Raw genomic sequence first — 19,788 nt, 5'->3', positions numbered from 1 at the left:
CCGGCGAGGCTGCTACTTGGTGAGAAAGACCGGATCGCCGACGCGGAGCGTGCCGGGAGCGCCGATCGAGGCGAAAACGCCGAGCGTGGCCTTGTGATGGCGCGCGGCCGTGCGCAGAATCGACAGGTCGCGCGGCAGCTCGGACTGCGCATGCGTGGTCATCACGCAGCGCAGCGCCGGCTGCATCGCGGTAATTTTCACCGCCGCTCCGACCTCGAGCGTGCCTTCGAGCCATTCGTCCTCGACAAAACCGTCAGCGCCATCCGCACCGGTATCGACGAAAATGTTGGGGCGAAAACGGCGCGGATCGAGCATCGAATCGCCGCCGCATAGGCGCCGCAGATGCTCGAGCGAGGTGCGGGCAAGGACGTGAATCGGCGCCGAATCGAAAAACGCACCGCGCATCAGGGCGAACGAATCGGGCAGCGTCCGGCTGTTGAAATTCGGAAGCACTTGCTCGACCGGAACGTCGGCGAAAATCGTCTCCGGATCGATCTCGCCGCGCGCGCGCTCGTCGCTCTTGGCACGCTCGAGAGTCACCGCGCGTCCCATCGCCTGCGAGAGCCGCGCCGAGGCGTCGGGATCAGCGGCGTGGATGCGCGCGCCGTCGGGAAAAACGATTGTGACCGGCGCAAGCTCGTCAGCGCGCGGCGGCGAATCATAGCTTGCGCGGAAGGCGAGCATCGCCGCCCACTTTTTCGCCGTCGCGATACGCCCCGAGGTCTCGCGCACAGCCCACGCACGGTCGCCGAGCGCGCCGTTTTGCGCCAGGGTCAATGCGGTCAGACTCTCGCCGAGCATCGATTTGACCGGATAGCGAAAAAGCGCGCTCACGACCCCGATTTTCTTCCGCTCCATTCTGGCCCCTGGCGCGTCCTTGCGATCAATGACCCGCCGCCGCACCAGGGGAGGCGCCTGGCTGCGCAGGGGGGCTCGGCGCCGCCGAAGGCGTTGCGGACGTACTTTCGGCGGCGGAGGGCATCGCGGACGCGGTCGCTTCCGCGCTGGCGGCGGCCGTCGGAGACGCGGCCTCGGGCGTCGCTGCCGCAGCCGGCACATAAACCGTGGGAATCGGCGTAGCTGGGCCGGTCGTCACCGACTGCGGCGCGACCGCCGGCGATCCCGCGCCATAGATCGCCGTGCCTATACCGTATTCATAGACCAGCTTGCCGCCGAGATAACCCTGATACGCGATCGCGACCGCCGCCAGGACAGCGACGAGCAAATAGAGTCCGCGCGTACCAGCCATGAAGCCGAAGAGCTGGACCCCGATACGCCATACGGCCAGCACCAGAAATACCCACGGCAGATAATCGCCGAGCTGGGCGTGACGATGAAGCGTGTCGTACGCGGGTCCGCCGGCATCCTTGACCGCCTTCCATACGCGATCGGCCTCCCATCCGCCGGTGAGCTTGGAGCCCCAGGCGGCGGCGGTGCCGAAGATCATCAGCGCGAGCGCCGCGTAGCGCATCCACAGGCGCGTAGAGAACATGCTGGCGAAAAGATCGGCGAGGACTGCGAGGATCAGGATCGCGACCGTGAAATGATCGACAGCCGGGTGTAAGTGCCATTTTTGGATCGTTTCAAGAAGACCTTGCATCCGGATTTCCTTTGCTGAAACTAGCCGCAGCTGTCCGTCCGTTCTCCGCCCGGCCGCGCGTGGCGGCGCCCCGCCTGCATGGCCGCGGCGACCCGGTCTTTATTACAGAGCCGCCGACGGCGCGCAAACCGTCGCGAGGCGACGCCGCGCGCCCGACCGGAACGGTTTGTCGTGTGTTAGCGGGCGGACGATTGTCAGTGGGCGGCGATGCGATACCCGAGCTGAACCATCCAGACCAGCGCCGACGGCCACATCGTCATCGCTGCGAGCGCGAAAAGTGAAAACCAGATAGGCGTATCCGCCACTGCGGAAACCACCGCGAGGGCCGGCTTGCGCACCGCAGCGCTCCGGCGGCCTGTCATCGGCGCGGGACGCGCCCGCGATGGCATGCGGCGAACCACGCCCCTCGCGCACGAAATCGGTACTACGTTGCTCTTCATTCGCTCGCCCGCCGGCCGCCGCCGCGACCGAGGCTACGTCAGAAAGCATTGTCCAAACGGCAGCCAAATTCCACTAGGTGGCAGACAAGTATCCACCGGCTCCGCAGCCATCAGACAGGTCAGTCGACAAGACGACGCCGGGCACGGCCCATCCTGCCCGCGGGCGCGCTAGTCGCCGCCGCAGCAGGTCCGCGGGTGGGGACGGAGGAAGGAATCGCCGAAGGAGTCGGAACGGCAGTGACCGCAGGAGTGGCCATGGGAGTCGCCGGGACGGTCGCCGCAGGCGTCGTTATTTGAGTAGCAGCGGAGGCCGCGGCGGGCGTAGCAGACAGAGTCGCGGCAGGAGTACCGGAGGGCGTCGTTGAAGGACTGCTCTCCGGTCCGGCACCAAGCGCAGGTCTAGCGGACGCCGACGGCACGGCCGATATCTCCGATGTGGGGGACGCGGCCGCCGCGGGCGTCGGCGCTTGCGCCGGCAGGGCCGATGCAGTCGGCGACGACGCCGGCTCAACCGGCGCCAAAATCACCGTCGGTGCAACCGTGACGACGGGGCGGATAGCGATCGTCATACGGTGCGCGTCGAGCGGCGCCCAGGCGTGCGCGCTCACCATGTAGTGCAGCACAGTCTGCGGCGACAGCGAACGCCATGCCGGATGCCACGCGTCGTCAAGCTCGAACTCATACGCGGTCAGTCCCTCGGCCTCGGACAGGCTCGCCGAGTCCGCATTGCTGACGATCGCGGTTGCGCCCTGCGGCTTCGCGACCGGAGTGAACGTGCGCAGATACCATCGCAAGACCGGCGATTCGGCGGCGAAAAACATGCTCGCTCCGCGCGGCGGGGCCTGGCTGGTCACGCGTGCGCACTGGACCGGGGTCTGAAACGTGGTCGTGGGCTCGGTCCAGTACAGGAGCGCGGTGCGCGCCCATGGAGCCTGGCTCGCGTCGGGCGCATACCACATGAAGTTGTTTGCGGCCTGCACGCAAAGCGTCAGGACCGCGAGCACGGCGAGCGGATAGCGCACCAGGCTCCACGCGGCGGTGTGATGCAGAGAATCGATCAGCACGGCGCCCAGCAGCGCCACCGGCACGACCATCTGGAGCACCAGTGCTGGCGAGCGCACCGGCGTCCACAGGTAGAAGGCAACCGCGAGCGCGCTCCAGATAAGCGCGCCGGTTGCGATACGCGAGCGGATGCGCAGCGTGAGCACGGCCAACGCTCCGCCAACTCCGAGCAGCACGATCAGAAATTCGTACAGCAGGAGAATCGGCAGGTAAAAATCCAGGCCCGCAGCGAAACTTTGCCCGGCCGCCGGACCCACGCTCGGCAGATTCGACCGAAACGCGGCCACGATCGCGGCGAGCGGCGAACGGGTGAAAAACCCGCTCTCGCATCCCATCCATATGAGCGCCGCGACGAATATCGTGATCAGGAAGAGTCCTTTGCGCCGCGTCCACCAAACTCGCACCTGGAGCCGGATGCGAGAGCCGCGCAAAGCCGCGAACAGACCGACGACCGCAAGCCCGCCGAACATAAACAGCGCCGTCATCAGAGCGGCGTCGGCGCTGGCAAGCCCCAGGCCTACCGCCGCCCCCAGGGCGGCGGCGAGCAGGCGGCCCGGCTCAGCGGTCAGCTGTAGAAAGAGCGCCAGCGCGAGCACCGCGAAGGCGAGCGTCGGCACGATGCTGTCAGCGCGCGAGTAATAGGCGACGCTCGGCGAGAGCATCAGCAGCGCCGCGAAAGCCATCGCACCGGCGCGGCCCAGGTGACGGCGCATCGCAAAGGCAGCCGCGATTAGCAGGAGCCCGCTTAGGGCGAACATCAGCCGCGCGCAGAAGTCGCCCGCGCCGAGCGCGACGAAAATCGCCGCTTCGAGCAGATGCACCCATGAAAGATGGGCGGCGGCGGGAGCCCCGTTCTGCAGCAGCGCCAGTTCGCTGAGCGCGTGGCGCGCCTCCACCGAATCGAGCGGCCGCGCACCCAGCATCACGAGCCGGCTCAGCACCGCGAGCGCGCCAATCTTCGCCCAGCCGAGATGCTCGGCGGTGACGACGCATAGGGGCCGATCCAGCCGTTCGGCTGAGTAGTCGCGCGGAGCGCCCTGCTCTTCTGGAACTTCCGGTGTCTCGTGGGCGCCTGGCTCAACCCCGAGCCGCCACTCCTCCGTTTCCTTGCCACTGGCTGACATCTGGTGAAAACGGGTATTTGGCCCCGACTCGATTGTCAACGCGCGCGCCGCCGATCGAGCCACGGTTATCAACCCGTGACCGTAACCTCGCGTTAATGCGCGCCGCGCTTGAGCCTGTGCGCCAGAGGGTTATGATTTGGCGGCGGCGATGGAACAGAAAATCAACATGCGAAGGATCATCGGCGGAGCGGTGCCGATACTGATCGTCGCTGCGCTGCTTGCGCTGTTCTTCGGGTTTCGCAATTACGTACCGGCGCTGCACGGCCCGCGGCTGAGCATCACGGCGCATCAGCTGCCGTACTACGCATTCTGCTCGTTCAACCGGATGCTGGTCGCGTATGTGATCGCGCTAGTGTTCTCGATCGCCTACGGAATGATGGCGGCTCGCGGGCGGATGTGGGAGCGGATAATGATCCCGGCGATCGATATCGCGCAGTCGGTGCCGGTGGTCGGATTCTTTCCCGCCGCAGTGTACTTCTTCGTCGCGCTCGCGCACGGCAGCCGGCTTGGTGTCGAGATTGCCGCCGTGTTCCTGATTTTCACCAGCCAGGCGTGGAATCTTGCCCTCGGCGTGTTCGAATCGATCCGCACGATTCCCGACGACTCGCGCGAGGCGCTGGAGGCCTTCGGCTCCAGCGGATGGCTCCGGTTTCGCAAACTGATGCTTCCCGCCTGCGTGCCCAAGCTCGTGTACAATTCGATCCTGTCGTGGGTGGCGGGATGGTACTTCCTCATCGCCTGCGAAATCATCACCGCCGGACCGTCAACCTACCGGTTGCCGGGCCTGGGCAGCTTCCTGATGGAGGCCGCCAACCGCGGGCGAAACAGCGAGATGGTGCTCGGCCTGCTCACGCTGCTCCTGGTTATCGTCGCGATGGACCTGGTGGTATGGCAGCCGCTTGCGGTGTGGGCGGAAAAGTTTCGTTACGAGTTCACCTCGGGCGCCGAAGCCGAGCGATCGCTCGGGATGTTGAATGCGATCGGGATGCTCGGCCCCAGCGTTTATCGCGCGATGCGCCTCGCCGCGCGTCCGCTGACGACGCTTGCGCAGGGCCTGCTCGGCGCCATCCCACCGCTCGATGCGGCTACGCGCGAGCGCGCGGCCCGAGCCGCGCGAGCCGCCGGCTACGCTGCGCTGCTCACCTTCGTCACGCTTTTCAGCTACGCCACCGTACGCGGACTCGGGGCCCTCGTGCGCACTCTGATGGCTCCGTGGCCGGCGGCGGTCCGGCAGATTCCGGCGGCGACGCTGGCCTCAACCATCCGAATGATCGCGGCCTACGCGATCTCGCTCGGCTGGACGCTGCCGTGCGCGCTCGCGGCGATCCACAGCGCCCGCTTCAAGCGATGGCTCTCGCCCATCGCCGAGATCGTTGGGTCGATGCCAGCAACGGCGCTGTTTCCGGTGATCGTGGTGCTGGTGATCCAGGTCACCGGCCAAATGAATCTCGCCTCGATCCTGCTGATCCTGACTGGTATGCAGTGGTACCTGCTGTTCAATCTGCTGGCGGGAGCCAGCCAGATTCCCGCGGAACTGAAGGAGTTCGCACGTTCTTACCGGCTGAGCCGATGGGCCACCTGGACCAAGCTCGACGTACCGGCGCTGGTGCCTTCGATCGTCACCGGCAGCATCACCGCATGGGGCGGCGGATGGAACGCGCTGATCCTGTCCGAGTACTTCGTCTATCGCGGGCAGACTTACAAGGTATTGGGCCTGGGCGCGCTGCTCGACGCGGCAACCTACGAGACCGGCAACAACCTGATGATCCTGCTAAGCCTGCTCTCGATGGTCGTGGTAGTGGTGAGCCTCAACCGGCTGGTATGGCGGCGGCTGTATAATCTAGCAACCGAACGTTACAGGTTCGATTGATCGCTATTCGGCGCCGACGATGTCTGATTCCGACTCCTCCGACCCATTATGGCCCTGCTCGAGCTCAAACAGGTTTCAAAAAGCTACCCGCATGCCAAGGGCAACATCCGCGTGCTCAACGAGATGTCGTTGGGCATCGAACTCGGCGAGTTCATCGCGATCGTCGGGCCGTCGGGATGCGGCAAATCGACCTTGCTCAGGATCATCAACGGCATCGTGCCTCCCACCTCGGGCCAGGTGCTCTACAATGGCCAGCAAGTCGACGGGATCAACCCGGAATGCGCGATGGTGTTTCAGTCGTTCGCCCTGCTTCCGTGGCTCAGCGTCAAAGCCAACATCGAGCTTGGCCTCGAGGCGCGCCGCGGCGCTCCGGCCGAACGCGAGCGGCTGGCGACGCGCTATATCGACAAGGTGGGGCTCGATGGTTTCGAGGAAGCCTACCCGCGCGAGCTTTCGGGCGGGATGCGCCAGCGCGTGGGCCTCGCACGGGCGCTCGCGGTCGAACCGGCCGTGCTACTGATGGATGAGCCATTTTCGGCGCTCGACGCGCTGACCGCAATCGGACTGCGCGAAGAATTGCTCGACCTGTGGCAGGCCGCCGACAGCCCGGTCAAAACCATCATCATGGTCACCCATATCATCGAGGAGGCGGTCGAACTCGCCGACCGGATCCTGGTGCTCTCGACCGGCCCGGGGCGGCTGGTCGGCGACATCAAGGTGGAACTCCAGCGTCCGCGCGATCGGCGCGCCGAAGCCTTCAACAGCCTGACCGACAGGGTATTCTCGCTGATCGAGGAACGCGCCTGATGCCTGCGCTGATCCATCCGCTTCCCGACGCGCAGCTCACGTGGGTGTTCGGGCTGCTCGAGATGCTCGAGGATCGCGGCGGCCGCGAGGACGGTTACAAAATCGCGCGCGAGCTGAGCTTCAAGTTCTCGGATCTGCTCAAGGTGATGAAGGCGGCGGAAATCCTGGGACTGGTTACCACTCCCGCCGGCGACGTGGTGCTGGAGCCGCTCGGGCGCGAGTTTCTGGCCGCCGACATGAACGCGCGCAAACGCATCATCCGCGAACAACTCACGAAACATTCGCTGTTCGCTTATTTCATCCGGCTGCTGCGCGGCCAGGAGGATCACTCGCTGTCGAAGGAAGTTGTGCTCGAGCATATCGCGATGTTGCTGCCGAACGAACGCCCGGAGCGGATGTTCGCGACGCTGGTCGGATGGGGACGCTTCGCCGAGTTATTCGGCTATAACAAGGACGACGACCGCTTCTATCTCGATGAAGAGGCGGACAAGCCGTAAAATTTCGAACTCTCAAAATCGGATATAAGGAGAATTAGCGTGGCCAACGAGAACGAACAACTGGTGAACGAGTTTTGTAAGACTTGGGCGACACTCAACATCGACAAGGTGATGGAGTTCTTCACCGAGGATGCGGCCTACACCAACATCCCGATCGGGACCGCCACCGGCAGAGCGGAAATCCGCAAGACGATCGACGGCTTCATGCCCGGGACTACGAAGATCGAATTCAAGATCCTAAACACCGCTTCCGCAGGCGCGACGGTCTTCAACGAGCGTGTCGATTCGTTCATCGTCAACGGCAAACCCGTGATAGTGCCGGTCGCAGGCGTGTTCGAGATAAGCGGAGGAAAAATCAAGGCCTGGCGCGATTATTTCGATCTCGCGACGTACCTGAATCAGATCAAGGGAAAATAGGCCCGGCAAAAACTCCAGAAAATCTTACAGGGGCCCTTGTAATAGCTACTCGCGCTTTGCGCCAGTAAGGCGCCGACGCGCGCGTACTGCTTCGTTTTAGCCGAGATTTGATCGAACGTTCGGTCAGGCACGGAAGATGCTTGGTCTTTGAAGTATCTCGCGCCCAACCTGAATGGGCGGGCTCGGCTAACTCCCCCCTACCGAGCCCGCCCGTGGGGCCCTACCTAATCGGCGATCATCGAAAAGGCGCAGCGCCGCCAGGCACGTCAGGATAGTTAGTCGGCCTACTGTGCGCCGAGCCGTTCGTAAAACATTCTGCCTGCATCCGAAGGCATCGCCGTCCTCACGTTTGGTATTCGATTCGATTCCTCATGATTTTGTCCGTCTCCGCAATCCGAGTCGGTGCCATTGCGGCCTGAGGCGCTGTTCAAACGCTCCGGGCTTGACCGCGAAAAAACGAACGTGGTTCTCGACTGCATTTTCGATCCGCCGCGTCGGTCACTACTCTTTCTGCACGGACGCTGGGCGGGATAAACTTTGGCCATTCGCCGTTTCCGTCTGACGCCATGGCCGCCACCGTCACCCATCACGCCGTCACCCACGCCATCATCGGCACCGCCGGCCATATCGATCACGGCAAGACCGCGCTGATCAAGGCCCTCACCGGTCAGGAAACCGACCGCCTGAAGGAAGAAAAAGAGCGCGGGATTTCGATCGACCTCGGCTTCGCCTATTTCACCCTGCCCGACGGCAGGCGCGCGGGCGTGGTCGACGTGCCCGGCCACGAGCGCTTCATCCGTAACATGCTGGCCGGCGCGCACGGGATCGATCTCGTGCTGTTCACGGTCGCCGCCGACGACGGCGTGATGCCGCAGAGCGAGGAACATCTCGACATCCTCCACCTGCTCGGCGTCAAGCGCGGCATCTTCGTCATCACCAAGGCCGACCTCGCCGATGCGGCGCGACTTGGCGAAGTGCGCGACGAAATTCAACTGCTGGCCGACGGAACGAGCCTCGAAGGCGCGCCGGTCGTTGCAGTCTCGTCGATGACTGGGTCGGGCCTCGACGAATTGCGCGTGGCAATCGCGCAGCAACTTGAGGGTTTCGAAGCGCGCCGGCCGACGGGGCTCTTCCGCCTGCCGCTTGACCGTGCATTTACGATCAAGGGCCACGGCACGGTGGTCACCGGTACCGCGATGGGCGCCGAGGTCCGGGTCGGCCAGAAGCTACGGGTGCTGCCGGCGGGCGGCGAAGTGCGCGTGCGTTCGATACAGGTCCATTCGGAACCGGTCGACCGGGCCGGACTCTGCCAGCGGGTCGCGCTGAACTTAAGCGGCGCGGAACGGATGGAACTCAAGCGCGGCGACGTGGTCGCGGACGACCGGCTTGAGCTCACGACGACGCGCTTCGACGCGCGGCTGGAAATTCGCCCTGCCGCCAAACGTCCGCTCAAGAACAACGACCGCGTGCGTGTGTTCATGGGCACTGCCGAAGCGATCGGCCGCGCGATCGTGCTCGAGACGCCGGGCGAAATCGCGCCCAAGAAGAGCGCGCTCGCGCAGATCGTGTTGAACGAGCCGATGGTCGCGCTGGCCGGCGATCGTTTCGTCATCCGCGACGAGACCAGCCGGCGCACGCTCGGCGGCGGCGTCGTGCTGAATCCGCTCGGCCGGCGCGCGCGCAAACCGCTCGAGGCCTATCTGAAACGTCTCGGCGCGCTCGAAGCCCCGCTTGCGCCCGCCACCGTCGAGGCGCTGATCGACCTGCAGGAGAGCTTTGCCCTTACCGCGGCGCGCGTAGCGCAATTGCTCAACGCTCCCGCGCGCGAGATCGACGAAGCGTTCAAGGATCGCCGCTTCATCAAGCTCTCGCTGGGCGACGAGGAGGGCTACACCACCACGGGCAAATGGGAAGAGCTCAAGCTCTTCGCGACGGCCGCGGTCCTGACGCATCATCAGGCCGAGCCGCTGTCGCCGGGGCTCGAGATGGAGGCGCTGCGCGAGCGGCTGCCTTATGAGGTCAGCGCGCGTGCGTTTCGCGCGCTGGTGGACCGGCTGGGGCGGGAATCGGACCTGGTGCGCGAGGAGAGCGTGCTCCGCCTCAAATCGCATCGCGTCAGGCTCGGCGGCGACGAGGGCAGGATGGGCGAGCGGCTGGCGGCGGCGCTCGCCGCCGCCGGTTTCCATCCGCCCGACCTGAAGCAGCTCGCCGACGAGCTCAAGCTGCCGTCCTCCGAGGTCGCGCGGATGCGCACGCTGCTCGGCGCACTCGAACGCGAAGGGCGCGTGGTGAAAATCGCGACCGACCTCTATTTCAGCCGCGACGCGATGGAAGCCGCGCGCGCGCGCCTGCTCGACCATCTAAAGAGCGCGCCCGAAATAACCGCAGCGACTTTTCGCGACCTGCTCGGCGCGTCGCGCAAGTTCGCGATCGCGCTGCTGGATTACTTCGACCACTCGGGCGTGACCACGCGGGTCGGCGACGCCCGCCGCCTGCGCGCGCGCCCTTCATAGCGCGGCGGCCAAGCTTGGGTCATTATTGATCGGACATGGCCGAGGAACGGAACAATAACGCGACGCGCGGCGAGCTGATTCGGCTCACCGCGCGCTGCAAGGCGGCGGGTTGAGCCGGCAAGCTGGGTCCGGAGGACCTTGCAGCCGCACTTAGCCGGTTCGACCCCGGAAGCCATCCCGACCTGCTCGTCGGTATTACAACCGGCGACGACGCCGGAGTGTATCGTCTGACCGACGAAATCGCCGTCGTCAACACGGTCGATTTCTTCACTCCCGTCGTCGACGACCCGTTCACCTATGGCCAGATCTCGGCCGCCAACTCGCTCTCTGATATCTACGCGATGGGGGGAACGCCCAGGACCGCACTCAATATCGTGTGCTGGCCGCAGACCGGGCTGCCGGGCGAAATGCTCGGAGAAATCCTGCGCGGCGGCGCAGAGAAGGCGCGCGAAGCCGGCGTCGTCATCGTCGGCGGGCACAGCGTCGCCGACGACGAGGTGAAATACGGGATGGCGGTGACCGGCGTTATCGATCCGCGCCGTATCGTGCGCAACATCGGCGCGCGCGCGGGCGACTCCCTGATGCTCACCAAGCCGCTCGGAACCGGCGTCCTGATGACCGCGTTCAAGCGCGACCGTCTCGCCGTCGAGCACTACGAAGCGGCGGTCCGCTCCATGACCGCGCTCAACGCCGAGGCGGCGCGCGCGATGCTCCGTCACGAGGTCCATGCGGCGACGGATATCACGGGCTTCGGCCTCGCCGGCCATGCGATCAAGATGGCCGACGGCAGCGGGGTCACGTTGCGGATCGAGGAATCCGACCTCCCGCTGTTGCCCGGCGCGCTGGATTGCTGCCGCGAAGGGATGATTCCCGGCGGCGGACGGCGCAATCGCGAGTTTTACGGCGCCCGCGTCAGGATTTCCGACGAAGTGGCGCCCGAGATGGTGGAGATCTTCTTCGATCCGCAGACCTCGGGCGGCTTGCTGATCGCGCTGCCCGAATCGCAGGCGCTGCCGCTGCTCGCCGAACTCCAGGCCGGCGGCAACCTCGAAGCGGCGATAATCGGCCGGGTAGTCGCACAGACGGATTCCGCGATAGAGCTGGTCTAGCGCGATTTCACCCGGCGCCGGCGGCGGCCGGCCGCGGCTCAGGTGAACGCCGCGCAGATAGACGATTCACGCGCGGAAAGGAACCCGACTACATGTACGACTTCGACCTCTTCACGATCGGTGGCGGTTCGGGCGGCGTCCGCGCGAGCCGGATGGCGGCGCAATTCGGCGCCAAAGTCGCCCTCGCCGAGGAGCGCTACCTCGGCGGCACCTGCGTCAACGTCGGCTGTATCCCGAAGAAGCTCTTCGTTTACGCCTCCGAATTCAGCGAAGGGTTCGCCGATGCGGCGGGCTTCGGCTGGACGGTCGGCGAACGCAGCTTCAACTGGCAGACGCTTATCACCAACAAGAATCGCGAGATCGCCCGCCTTAACGGAGTTTACGAAAAAGTCCTCGTCGATAACGGCGTGCGCATCCTGCGCACGCGGGCCACCATCGCCGATGCGCACACTATCGTCGCCGGAGGCGAGCGTTACACCGCGCGCTACATCCTGGTCGCGACCGGAGGATGGCCCTCAACACCGGATATTCCGGGACGCGAACTGGCGATTACCTCGAATGAAGCATTTTTTCTGCCCCGGTTTCCCGCTCATGCGATTATTGTAGGCGGCGGCTATATCGGGATCGAGTTCGCGGGCATCTTCCACGGCCTCGGCGCGAAAGTCTCGCTGGTGCATCGCGGCGAGCTTTTCCTGCGCGGGTTCGACGACGATCTGCGCCGCGAACTGGCGGCCGAGATGCGCAAGCGGGAAATCGAGCTTCGCTTCACGCGCCGGGTGCAACGGATCGAAAAGCTCGCGGGTGGCGTCCGTGCGACGCTCGACGACGGCGCCGTGCTGGAAGCCGACCTGATCATGTTCGCCACCGGACGAACTCCTAACACTAGCAATCTCGGGCTGGAACTGGCCGGGGTTACGCTCGACGCCGAAGGCGCGGTAGTCGTGGATTCGTACTCTCGCTCGTCGGTTGCGAACATCTACGCGGTCGGCGACTGCACCGACCGTCTGCAGCTTACGCCGGTCGCTATCGCCGAGGGCGCGGCTGTCGCCGAAACGCTCTTTCATGGAAAGCCGAAACCCCCGGACTATGAAAACGTGCCGACCGCTGTTTTCAGCCAGCCCAATCTCGGCACGGTTGGGCTTACGGAGGCCCAGGCGCGCGAACGCCATCGCGCGATCGACGTGTACAAATCGACCTTCCGGCCGCTCAAGCACACGGTCAGCGGGCGCGACGAGCGCGCCTTCATGAAACTGGTGGTCGATCGCGAAACCGACCGGGTGCTCGGATGCCACATGATCGGCGCCGACGCAGGCGAGATCGTCCAGGGCCTCGCGATCGCGCTCCGCTGCGGCGCGACCAAGGCGCAATTCGACGCTACCGTGGGAGTCCATCCGACGGCCGCGGAGGAGTTCGTAACCATGCGGAATAAATCGTGATCTGGACTCGCCCGCACAAGGGCTGCCATATTTGCTTTCGGGGACCCGCGGACCGCAAAGGCGCGCGAGCGCGCTTGCGAGGCCCGCGCGAATTGTAGCCGGCGATGACCGACGAGGGGACAAACCCGGCAAGGGGGATGGCCGCGCGCGGGAGGCGCGCCAAACGCGTCCCGCTTTCCGGCGCCCATTTTTCGCATCGCCAACGGAGGCAAATGATGGCTGCTGAAGTATCGGCTGGCATACCGATGATCAGCTTGGAGCGCTACCTGCGCTCGATGAAACCGCGAATGGACGCCAAGCTCAGCGCCACGCTGGAACGCATCGCGGTCGCCGTCAAGCGAATTTCCAATGAGCTTGCGGTCGCCGCGCTTCGCGGCGAGCTTGGCCTTAGCGGCGCGACCAACGTGCAGGGCGAGAAAGTCGTGAAGCTCGATACCTGGTCCAACGACGTGTTTCTCGATTCGTTCGCCGGCGGCAATCCAATTTGCACCCTGATCTCGGAGGAGATCGAAGAGCCGCGCCACACCGAGGCGCTCCACGCACATGACGCCTACGCGCTGATGTTCGATCCGCTCGACGGCTCGTCCAATACCGGCGTCAATGGCTCGCTCGGAAGCATCTTTGCAGTGCGCCGGCGCAAGCACGGCCACGGCGACGATATCGCCGACACGCTCGGTCCCGGCACCGATCAGATCGCGGCCGGCTATGCGCTTTATGGACCGGCGACAATGCTGGTCTGGACCGCGGGCGACGGCGTGAACGCGTTCGTGCTGGAGCGCGAGATCGGCGAGTTCGTGCTGTGGCGCGAGAAGATCCGGATGCCGGCGCGCGGCAAGACCTACGCGGTCAACCAGGCCAACGCCGCGAAATGGCATCCCGGCGCGCGCGCACTGCTCGACCGGCTGACCGGACCCAAGGACAAGGGCGGCGGCTACTCCCTGCGTTACTGCGGCGCGTTCGTGGGCGACTTCCATCGCTGCCTCCTCGAGGGCGGAATCTTTCTCTACCCGGGCGAAGTGACCAGCGGCGGCCAGAGCAAGGGCAAGCTGCGCCTGATGTACGAGGTCGCGCCGCTCTCGCTCCTGGCCGAGCAGGCCGATGGCGCTGGATCGACCGGGCGCGGACGCGTGCTCGACCTGGTGCCCTCGACCATTCACCAACGCGTACCGGTCTATATCGGCAGCGCCGAGGAGGTCGCGCTGGCGGAGCAGCTGAAGGTCGAAGGCGGCTAGCGATGGCGTCGCGGGACAAGGCGAGCGTCCTGGCGGGCGATATTGGCGGCACCAAGACCCTGCTGGGGCTCTTTCGCGTCGAGGGCGGAACCCTGGCGCTCGTGCGCGAAAAACATTACCCGACCCGCGATTTCAAAACTCTCGAAGAAGTGGCCAAGGATTTCCTGGGCCGCGCCGTATCGATCGCCGCCGCGTGCTTCGGCGTCCCCGGACCGATTATCGGCGGCGTCAGCCACGCAACCAACGTTCACTGGACGATGGAAGAGCACGCGCTTGCGCACGCCCTCGGCGTGCCCGGCGCGCGTCTGATCAACGACCTCGAGGCTACCGCTTACGGGATGCTCACGCTCGGCGAGAACGAGGTCACCGCGCTGCAGCCCGGCGATTCCGCGCCGCCGCGCGCGCCGATCGCCGTAATCGCCGCGGGCACCGGGCTTGGCGAGGCTGGCCTGGTGCCGTTGTCAGACGGGCGCTGGCGCTCGGTCGCGACCGAGGGCGGTCACGCGGACTTCGCGCCGCGCGGCCGCGAACAGATCGAGTTGCTCGAATACCTGAGCAGCGAGTTCGGCCACGTCAGCTTCGAGCGCGTGCTGTCGGGGCCCGGACTGGTCAACATCTATCGTTTTCTGAAGGCGCGTGGCGGACCCGCGGAGCCGGCGTGGCTCGCCAGCCAATTCACCGCCGGCACCGATCCTGCGGCAGTCATAAGCGAGGCCGCGCTCGCCGGCCGCGATCCGCGATGCGTCGCAGCGCTTGGAATGTTCGTCGATATCTACGGCGCCGAGGCGGCTAACCTGGCGCTCAAGTATATGGCGCTCGGGGGAGTCTACCTCGGTGGCGGAATCGCGCCCAAAATCCTCGCGGCGCTCACCACGGGCAGGTTCTCGCGCGCCTTTCTCGCCAAGGGCCGACTCGATAAAGTATTGGCGAGGATTCCGGTGCGCGTCTCGCTCAATGCGGCGGCTGCGCTGGCGGGTGCGGCCCGTTGCGCGATGGAGTTGCTCTGAGAAATTCGCGTGCGGACGCAGGTTTGAAGGACTATACGAATTATCAATCGGAGGCGGTCATGACCAAGCGTTCCAGGGAAATTCTGGATTTCTATCGCTCGGAGAACCCGGGCGTGCTGAGCAATCTTTCCCGGATTATCAATCACGGGCGGCTCGCCGGAACCGGGTCGTTTGTCATCCTGCCCGTGGATCAGGGCTTCGAGCACGGCCCTGCGCGCAGTTTCGCGCCCAATCCGCCCGCCTACGACCCTCGCTACCACTTCTCGCTCGCCCTGGACGCCGGATGCAACGCGTACGCGGCGCCGCTCGGCTTCCTGGAGGCGGGCGCGGCCGAGTTCGCCGGCGAAATCCCGCTTATCCTAAAGCTAAACAACCACGACGTGCTGCATGACTCGCCCGACCCGGCGCCCGCTGTCACCGGCAGCGTGCGCGACGCGCTGCGCCTGGGATGCGCCGCGGTCGGCTACACTATCTATCCCGGCTCAGCGTGGTGCGTGCAGATGTACGAGCAGTTGCGCGAGATTGCCGAGGAGGCCAAGGCCAACGGCCTCGCGGTAGTAGTGTGGTCGTATCCGCGCGGTTCGGGACTCAGCAAGGAAGGCGAGACCGCGCTCGACGTGGTCGCCTACGCGGCGCAGATCGCGGCGCAACTCGGCGCCAACATCATCAAGGTGAAGCTTCCCACGGCGCATCTCGAGCAGGCCGAGGCGAAGAAGGCCTACGAGACCAACAAGGTGGCGCTCGAGCCGCAGAGCGCGCGCGTCAGCCACGTCGTGCAGAGTGCCTTCGACGGCCGGCGAATCGTGATCTTCTCGGGCGGACCGAAAGTCAGCGACGAAAAGCTGCTTGACGAAGTGCGCGCGATCAAGACCGGGGGCGGTTTCGGCTCAATCATCGGGCGCAATTCGTTTCAGCGCCCGCGTGCCGAAGCGCTCAAGCTGCTCGGCACGATCATGGATATTTACGCCGGCGCCGCCCGCTGATCGCAGCCGCCGGCGCCGTACTGCCGGGCGATCGCGAACGCCGGGCGAAGGCTTCAAACAATGCAGCGCGACGGTGACAGCCAGGCGACACTTGGAATCCTGGTCGGCGGCGGCCCCGCCCCCGGAATCAACGGAGTAATTTCTTCGGCCGCGATCGAAGCGATCAATTGCGGCCTGCGCGTCGTGGGTCTGCGCGACGGCTACCGATGGCTGGTCGAGGGCGACACTTCGCACGTGGTCGAACTCGAGCTCGACGAGGTCAGCCAGATCCATTCCACCGGCGGATCGATCCTGCGCACTTCGCGCACCAATCCGGCACGCGACGAAGCGAGCCTGCAGCGCGCGATCGGCGCGCTTGAGCGGCTCAATATCCGCTACCTCGTCTGTATCGGCGGCGACGATACCACCTACGGCGCCTACCGAATCGCCGAGCGCACCCGCGGCAAAATCGGCGTGGTGACAGTGCCCAAGACGATCGACAACGATCTGCCGCTGCCCGAGAACGCGCCAACCTTCGGCTTCGAAACCGCGCGCGCCGTCGGCGTCACGATCGTCGAATCGCTGATGGTGGACGCGCGCACTACCAGCCGATGGTATCTGGCGATCTCGATGGGGCGAAAGTCGGGATCGCTCGCGCTCAGCATGTGCAAATCCGCCGGCGCCACGCTCGCCGTGATCCTCGAGGAATTTCACGGCGAACGCTTCGAGCTTGCGCTGGTCGTCGACACCATCGTGGGCGCGATAATCAAACGGCGCGCTGAGGGCTACGACGACGGTGTGGCGGTGGTCGCCGAAGGCATCGCCGAACGCATGGATTCCGACACCCTGCCGACCGGTCCGCGCACCGAAGCCGACGCCTACGGCCACGTGCATATCGCGGATATCCCGCTCGGCTACCTGCTGCGCGACCGAGTGCGCGCTTCGCTCAAGCAGCTCGGAATCGGCACGACCATCGTCACCAAGGACATCGGCTACGAGCTGCGCTGCGCCAAGCCGCTGCCGTTCGACGCCGAATACACGCGCACGCTCGGCTACGGCGCGGTGCGCTACCTGCTCAGCGGAGGCTCAGGGGCGCTCATCGCGATTGCGGGCGGCCGTGTAACCCCGGTCGACTTCGCGGACCTCGTCGATCCCGCTACCGGACGCGTAAGAGTGCGTCTGGTGGACGTCAACACCGAGTCGTACGAAGTCGCGCGATCGTACATGACCCGGCTCGAACCGACGGACTTCGAGGAGCCGGCGCTCTCGCGCCTTGCGGCCTGCGCCAATCTCGCGCCCGAGGCTTTCAGGACGCGCTTCCTGCCGACGGTACAGGCCACGACCTCGCTGCCCCGCATGGCGCTCAGAGTCTCGTGAACCCGGCCTAGAATTCAGCGCTGCCCGCCGGATTGCCGCTTTCCGATTCTCCCCCGGGCGCCGCCCCGGCGCTTTGAGGAAATCCCTGACCTGCGCTAAGGAAACCATCAGCCAACAGCTTTCGGAGGCTTGCGATGAAATACGACGAATACCAACATCTGCTGTTCGAGCGCCGCGAAGACGGAATCCTGCTCATCACGATCAACCGCCCCGACGTGCTCAACGCCACCAACAGCCGCCTGCATTGGGAGCTCAGCCGGGTGTGGAAGGATATCGACGAGGACGCCGAGACCCGTGTGGTCGTGATCACCGGCAAGGGGCGCGCGTTCTCGGCCGGCGGCGACCTCGAGATGATCGAGCGGATGGCCGGCACCGCCGCCGAAATCGGGCAGACGTGGCGCGAAGCCGGCGACATCGTTTACAACATGATCAACCTCGACAAGCCGATCATCTCGGCGATCAATGGCGTCGCCGTGGGCGCGGGCCTCGCGGTCGCCTTTATGGCAGACATCTCGATCGCGTCGGAGAACATGCGCATCACCGACGGCCACATCCGCCTCGGTGTGGGCGCAGGTGACCATGCGGTTATTATCTGGCCGCTGCTGTGCGGAATGGCCAAGGCCAAGTATTACCTGTTGACCGCCGATTTCATCGACGGCAAGGAAGCCGAGCGCGTCGGCCTCGTCAGTCTCTGCGTGCCGGCCGATCAGTTGATGGACAAGGCGATGGAGGTCGCGCAGAAGCTCGCCCGGGGGCCGCAACAGGCGCTGCGCTTTACCAAGCGCGCGCTTAACAACTGGCTGCGGACATTCGGCCCGCACTTCGACGCTTCGCTCGCGCTGGAGATGATGGGATTTTTCAGCGCCGACCTGCACGAGGGCGTGGCCGCGCTCAAAGAACGCCGCGCGCCGCTCTTTCCGAGCACCAAGGCCAAGTGAAGGCCTGCGTCTACCGCGCGCCCGGCGCGCCGCTCGAGATCGCCGAAGTCCCCGATCCGGTGGCGGGCCCGGGCGAGCTCGTGCTGCGGGTCAAGGCCGCCGGTATCTGCGGCTCCGATCTTCACGCCGCCGGGCGCAATTTCCGCATGCCGCCCGGAACCATCATGGGCCACGAGCTTTCGGGTCTGGTCGAAGCGATCGGCGACGGCGTCGCGGGCTTCGAACGCGGCGACCCGGTCGTGGCGATGTCATACGTCGGATGCGGCGCGTGCGAGGAGTGCCGCGTCGGGGAGGCCCAGCGCTGCCGCAAGGTCAAGCAGGTGGGCTTCGGCGAGGTGCCCGGCGCCTACGCGGAATTGATGAAAACCCGGCCCGCAAGCGTATTCAAGATTCCGCCGGGGATGAGCTTTCGCGTCGCGGCCACGGTCGAACCGCTGGTGGTCGGACTCCACGGGCTCCATCGCGCTGGTTTCCAGGCGGGCGAAAGCTGCGTCGTGATGGGCGCCGGACCGATCGGAATCGCCACGATGCTGTGGGCGCGCTTTGCCGGCGCGCGCGCGATCGTGGTCTCCGAACTCAGCGAGCCGCGCCGCCGCCTCGCGCTCAAGATGGGCGCCGACGCGGCCGTCGATCCGCGAATGCACAATCCGGCGGGAAAGGTCGAGTCGCTGACTGGCGCGGGGCCGCAAGTGATATTCGAGTGCGTTGGCGCGCCGGGCGCAATGGCCGAGGCGATCGCGTACGCGCAGCAGCGAAGCCGCGTCGCGATAATCGGCGTCTGCACGGAAGACGACGGCTTTGCGCCGATCACGGCGATGAGCAAGGAGCTGGACCTGCGTTTTTCCCTCGGCATGGAGCGCGCCGAAGTCGAGACCGCGATCGAGGCGCTCGCATCCGGCCGCGTTCTTACCGCGCCGATGATCACGCATACGCTCGCGATCGACGCTTTGCCGAGAGCCTTCGCGGCGCTTTCGATACCGACCAATCAGAGCAAGGTGATGGTCGAGTTCTAGCCCCGTTAACTCTTTTGGGATTTTGGCATTTTTGCGATACTGAGGCGGCTTTTCAACCACACTTTAACCTGAGGGGTGACACCATGAAAAAGAAACTGGTTCTGCTTGCCTCGTTTGCGGTTGTATCGACGCTTGCGCTTCAGTTCGGTCTCACCAACGTGTATGCGGCGAACAAAATCGACTGCGCCCAGGTGATGACCGAGCTGCAGGGCGGCAAGAAAGTCGCCGAGGTCGCCAAGGACATGAAGATCTCCAAGAGCAGCGTTTACCGCTGCCGTAAGGCTTCGGCCATGAAGAACGGCGGCATGGAAACCCCGGCTCCGATGGCGAGTCCGGCCGCTGCGCCCAAGAACAATTAGTTAAAAAAGAATTAGTATCGGGAGG

18 protein-coding genes are annotated in these 19,788 nt (G+C 65.3%); 14 read left to right on the top strand and 4 right to left on the bottom strand.

Annotated elements, in window-relative coordinates:
- Window positions 1-12: 12 nt before the first annotated feature.
- The 4 genes from VMI09_01110 to VMI09_01095 form a co-directional block, all read right to left on the bottom strand.
- Window positions 13-834, bottom strand: a complete 822-nt coding sequence (locus VMI09_01110; GenBank protein HTQ23261.1) for an MOSC N-terminal beta barrel domain-containing protein — start codon at window positions 832-834, stop codon at window positions 13-15.
- Window positions 835-883: 49 nt separating this feature from the next.
- On the bottom strand, window positions 884-1,600 hold the full coding sequence (locus VMI09_01105; protein HTQ23260.1) for a DUF2231 domain-containing protein: 717 nt from the start codon (window positions 1,598-1,600) through the stop codon (window positions 884-886).
- 194 nt (window positions 1,601-1,794) lie between these two features.
- The gene (locus tag VMI09_01100) at window positions 1,795-1,938 is read right to left on the bottom strand and encodes a hypothetical protein (protein ID HTQ23259.1); all 144 of its coding nucleotides are present in this window, start codon (window positions 1,936-1,938) and stop codon (window positions 1,795-1,797) included.
- 221 nt (window positions 1,939-2,159) lie between these two features.
- Window positions 2,160-4,226, bottom strand: a complete 2,067-nt coding sequence (locus tag VMI09_01095) for a hypothetical protein (protein HTQ23258.1) — start codon at window positions 4,224-4,226, stop codon at window positions 2,160-2,162.
- 148 nt (window positions 4,227-4,374) lie between these two features.
- Here VMI09_01095 and VMI09_01090 point away from each other — a divergent pair, with 148 nt between their 5' ends.
- From VMI09_01090 to VMI09_01025, 14 genes are all read left to right on the top strand, one after another.
- Window positions 4,375-6,096, top strand: coding sequence for an ABC transporter permease subunit (locus tag VMI09_01090; protein HTQ23257.1), 1,722 nt, complete (start codon window positions 4,375-4,377; stop codon window positions 6,094-6,096).
- Window positions 6,097-6,144: 48 nt separating this feature from the next.
- Window positions 6,145-6,903 carry an ABC transporter ATP-binding protein gene (locus tag VMI09_01085; GenBank protein ID HTQ23256.1) on the top strand — a complete coding sequence of 253 codons (759 nt, stop codon included), beginning with the start codon at window positions 6,145-6,147 and terminating at the stop codon, window positions 6,901-6,903.
- A complete protein-coding gene (locus VMI09_01080; GenBank protein HTQ23255.1) occupies window positions 6,903-7,400 on the top strand; it encodes an AAA-associated domain-containing protein in 498 nt (165 codons plus the stop codon). Before VMI09_01085 ends, VMI09_01080 begins: the two co-directional genes overlap by 1 nt.
- A gap of 39 nt (window positions 7,401-7,439) precedes the next feature.
- Window positions 7,440-7,817, top strand: coding sequence for a limonene-1,2-epoxide hydrolase family protein (locus VMI09_01075; GenBank protein ID HTQ23254.1), 378 nt, complete (start codon window positions 7,440-7,442; stop codon window positions 7,815-7,817).
- A gap of 566 nt (window positions 7,818-8,383) precedes the next feature.
- On the top strand, window positions 8,384-10,330 hold the full coding sequence (selB, locus tag VMI09_01070) for a selenocysteine-specific translation elongation factor (protein HTQ23253.1): 1,947 nt from the start codon (window positions 8,384-8,386) through the stop codon (window positions 10,328-10,330).
- A gap of 35 nt (window positions 10,331-10,365) precedes the next feature.
- Window positions 10,366-11,439, top strand: a complete 1,074-nt coding sequence (gene selD / locus VMI09_01065) for a selenide, water dikinase SelD (protein ID HTQ23252.1) — start codon at window positions 10,366-10,368, stop codon at window positions 11,437-11,439.
- A gap of 92 nt (window positions 11,440-11,531) precedes the next feature.
- Window positions 11,532-12,875 carry a glutathione-disulfide reductase gene (gene gor, locus VMI09_01060; GenBank protein ID HTQ23251.1) on the top strand — a complete coding sequence of 448 codons (1,344 nt, stop codon included), beginning with the start codon at window positions 11,532-11,534 and terminating at the stop codon, window positions 12,873-12,875.
- A gap of 245 nt (window positions 12,876-13,120) precedes the next feature.
- Entirely contained in the window at window positions 13,121-14,107 is a 987-nt protein-coding gene (locus VMI09_01055; GenBank protein ID HTQ23250.1) for a class 1 fructose-bisphosphatase, read from the top strand.
- Between the two features lie 2 nt (window positions 14,108-14,109).
- Entirely contained in the window at window positions 14,110-15,114 is a 1,005-nt protein-coding gene (gene glk / locus VMI09_01050) for a glucokinase (GenBank protein ID HTQ23249.1), read from the top strand.
- 59 nt (window positions 15,115-15,173) lie between these two features.
- Window positions 15,174-16,097: a class I fructose-bisphosphate aldolase gene (locus VMI09_01045; GenBank protein HTQ23248.1), complete on the top strand. Its 924-nt coding sequence runs from the start codon at window positions 15,174-15,176 to the stop codon at window positions 16,095-16,097.
- A gap of 60 nt (window positions 16,098-16,157) precedes the next feature.
- The gene (gene pfp / locus VMI09_01040) at window positions 16,158-17,453 is read left to right on the top strand and encodes a diphosphate--fructose-6-phosphate 1-phosphotransferase (protein ID HTQ23247.1); all 1,296 of its coding nucleotides are present in this window, start codon (window positions 16,158-16,160) and stop codon (window positions 17,451-17,453) included.
- Between the two features lie 134 nt (window positions 17,454-17,587).
- Window positions 17,588-18,391 (top strand): enoyl-CoA hydratase/isomerase family protein, encoded by an 804-nt coding sequence (locus VMI09_01035; GenBank protein ID HTQ23246.1) that lies wholly within the window; start codon window positions 17,588-17,590, stop codon window positions 18,389-18,391.
- Window positions 18,388-19,404, top strand: a complete 1,017-nt coding sequence (locus tag VMI09_01030; GenBank protein ID HTQ23245.1) for an alcohol dehydrogenase catalytic domain-containing protein — start codon at window positions 18,388-18,390, stop codon at window positions 19,402-19,404. The genes VMI09_01035 and VMI09_01030 overlap by 4 nt, the downstream gene beginning before the upstream one ends.
- Window positions 19,405-19,487: 83 nt before the next feature.
- Window positions 19,488-19,763: a hypothetical protein gene (locus VMI09_01025; protein HTQ23244.1), complete on the top strand. Its 276-nt coding sequence runs from the start codon at window positions 19,488-19,490 to the stop codon at window positions 19,761-19,763.
- Window positions 19,764-19,788 lie beyond the last annotated feature (25 nt).

The organism is Candidatus Binataceae bacterium (genome assembly GCA_035500095.1).
Lineage (GTDB): Bacteria > Desulfobacterota > Binatia > Binatales > Binataceae > JAKAVN01.
This window is presented reverse-complemented; position numbering and strand designations above follow the sequence as displayed.

Coding starts and splice junctions, on each gene's coding strand:
- VMI09_01090 (HTQ23257.1), top strand. CDS start 4,375: ATGGAACAGAAAATCAACATGCGAAGGATCATCGGCGGAGCGGTGCCG.
- glk (HTQ23249.1), top strand. CDS start 14,110: ATGGCGTCGCGGGACAAGGCGAGCGTCCTGGCGGGCGATATTGGCGGC.
- VMI09_01080 (HTQ23255.1), top strand. CDS start 6,903: ATGCCTGCGCTGATCCATCCGCTTCCCGACGCGCAGCTCACGTGGGTG.
- VMI09_01095 (HTQ23258.1), bottom strand. CDS start 4,226: ATGTCAGCCAGTGGCAAGGAAACGGAGGAGTGGCGGCTCGGGGTTGAG.
- gor (HTQ23251.1), top strand. CDS start 11,532: ATGTACGACTTCGACCTCTTCACGATCGGTGGCGGTTCGGGCGGCGTC.
- VMI09_01085 (HTQ23256.1), top strand. CDS start 6,145: ATGGCCCTGCTCGAGCTCAAACAGGTTTCAAAAAGCTACCCGCATGCC.
- VMI09_01055 (HTQ23250.1), top strand. CDS start 13,121: ATGATCAGCTTGGAGCGCTACCTGCGCTCGATGAAACCGCGAATGGAC.
- VMI09_01105 (HTQ23260.1), bottom strand. CDS start 1,600: ATGCAAGGTCTTCTTGAAACGATCCAAAAATGGCACTTACACCCGGCT.
- VMI09_01045 (HTQ23248.1), top strand. CDS start 15,174: ATGACCAAGCGTTCCAGGGAAATTCTGGATTTCTATCGCTCGGAGAAC.
- VMI09_01025 (HTQ23244.1), top strand. CDS start 19,488: ATGAAAAAGAAACTGGTTCTGCTTGCCTCGTTTGCGGTTGTATCGACG.
- selB (HTQ23253.1), top strand. CDS start 8,384: ATGGCCGCCACCGTCACCCATCACGCCGTCACCCACGCCATCATCGGC.
- VMI09_01035 (HTQ23246.1), top strand. CDS start 17,588: ATGAAATACGACGAATACCAACATCTGCTGTTCGAGCGCCGCGAAGAC.
- pfp (HTQ23247.1), top strand. CDS start 16,158: ATGCAGCGCGACGGTGACAGCCAGGCGACACTTGGAATCCTGGTCGGC.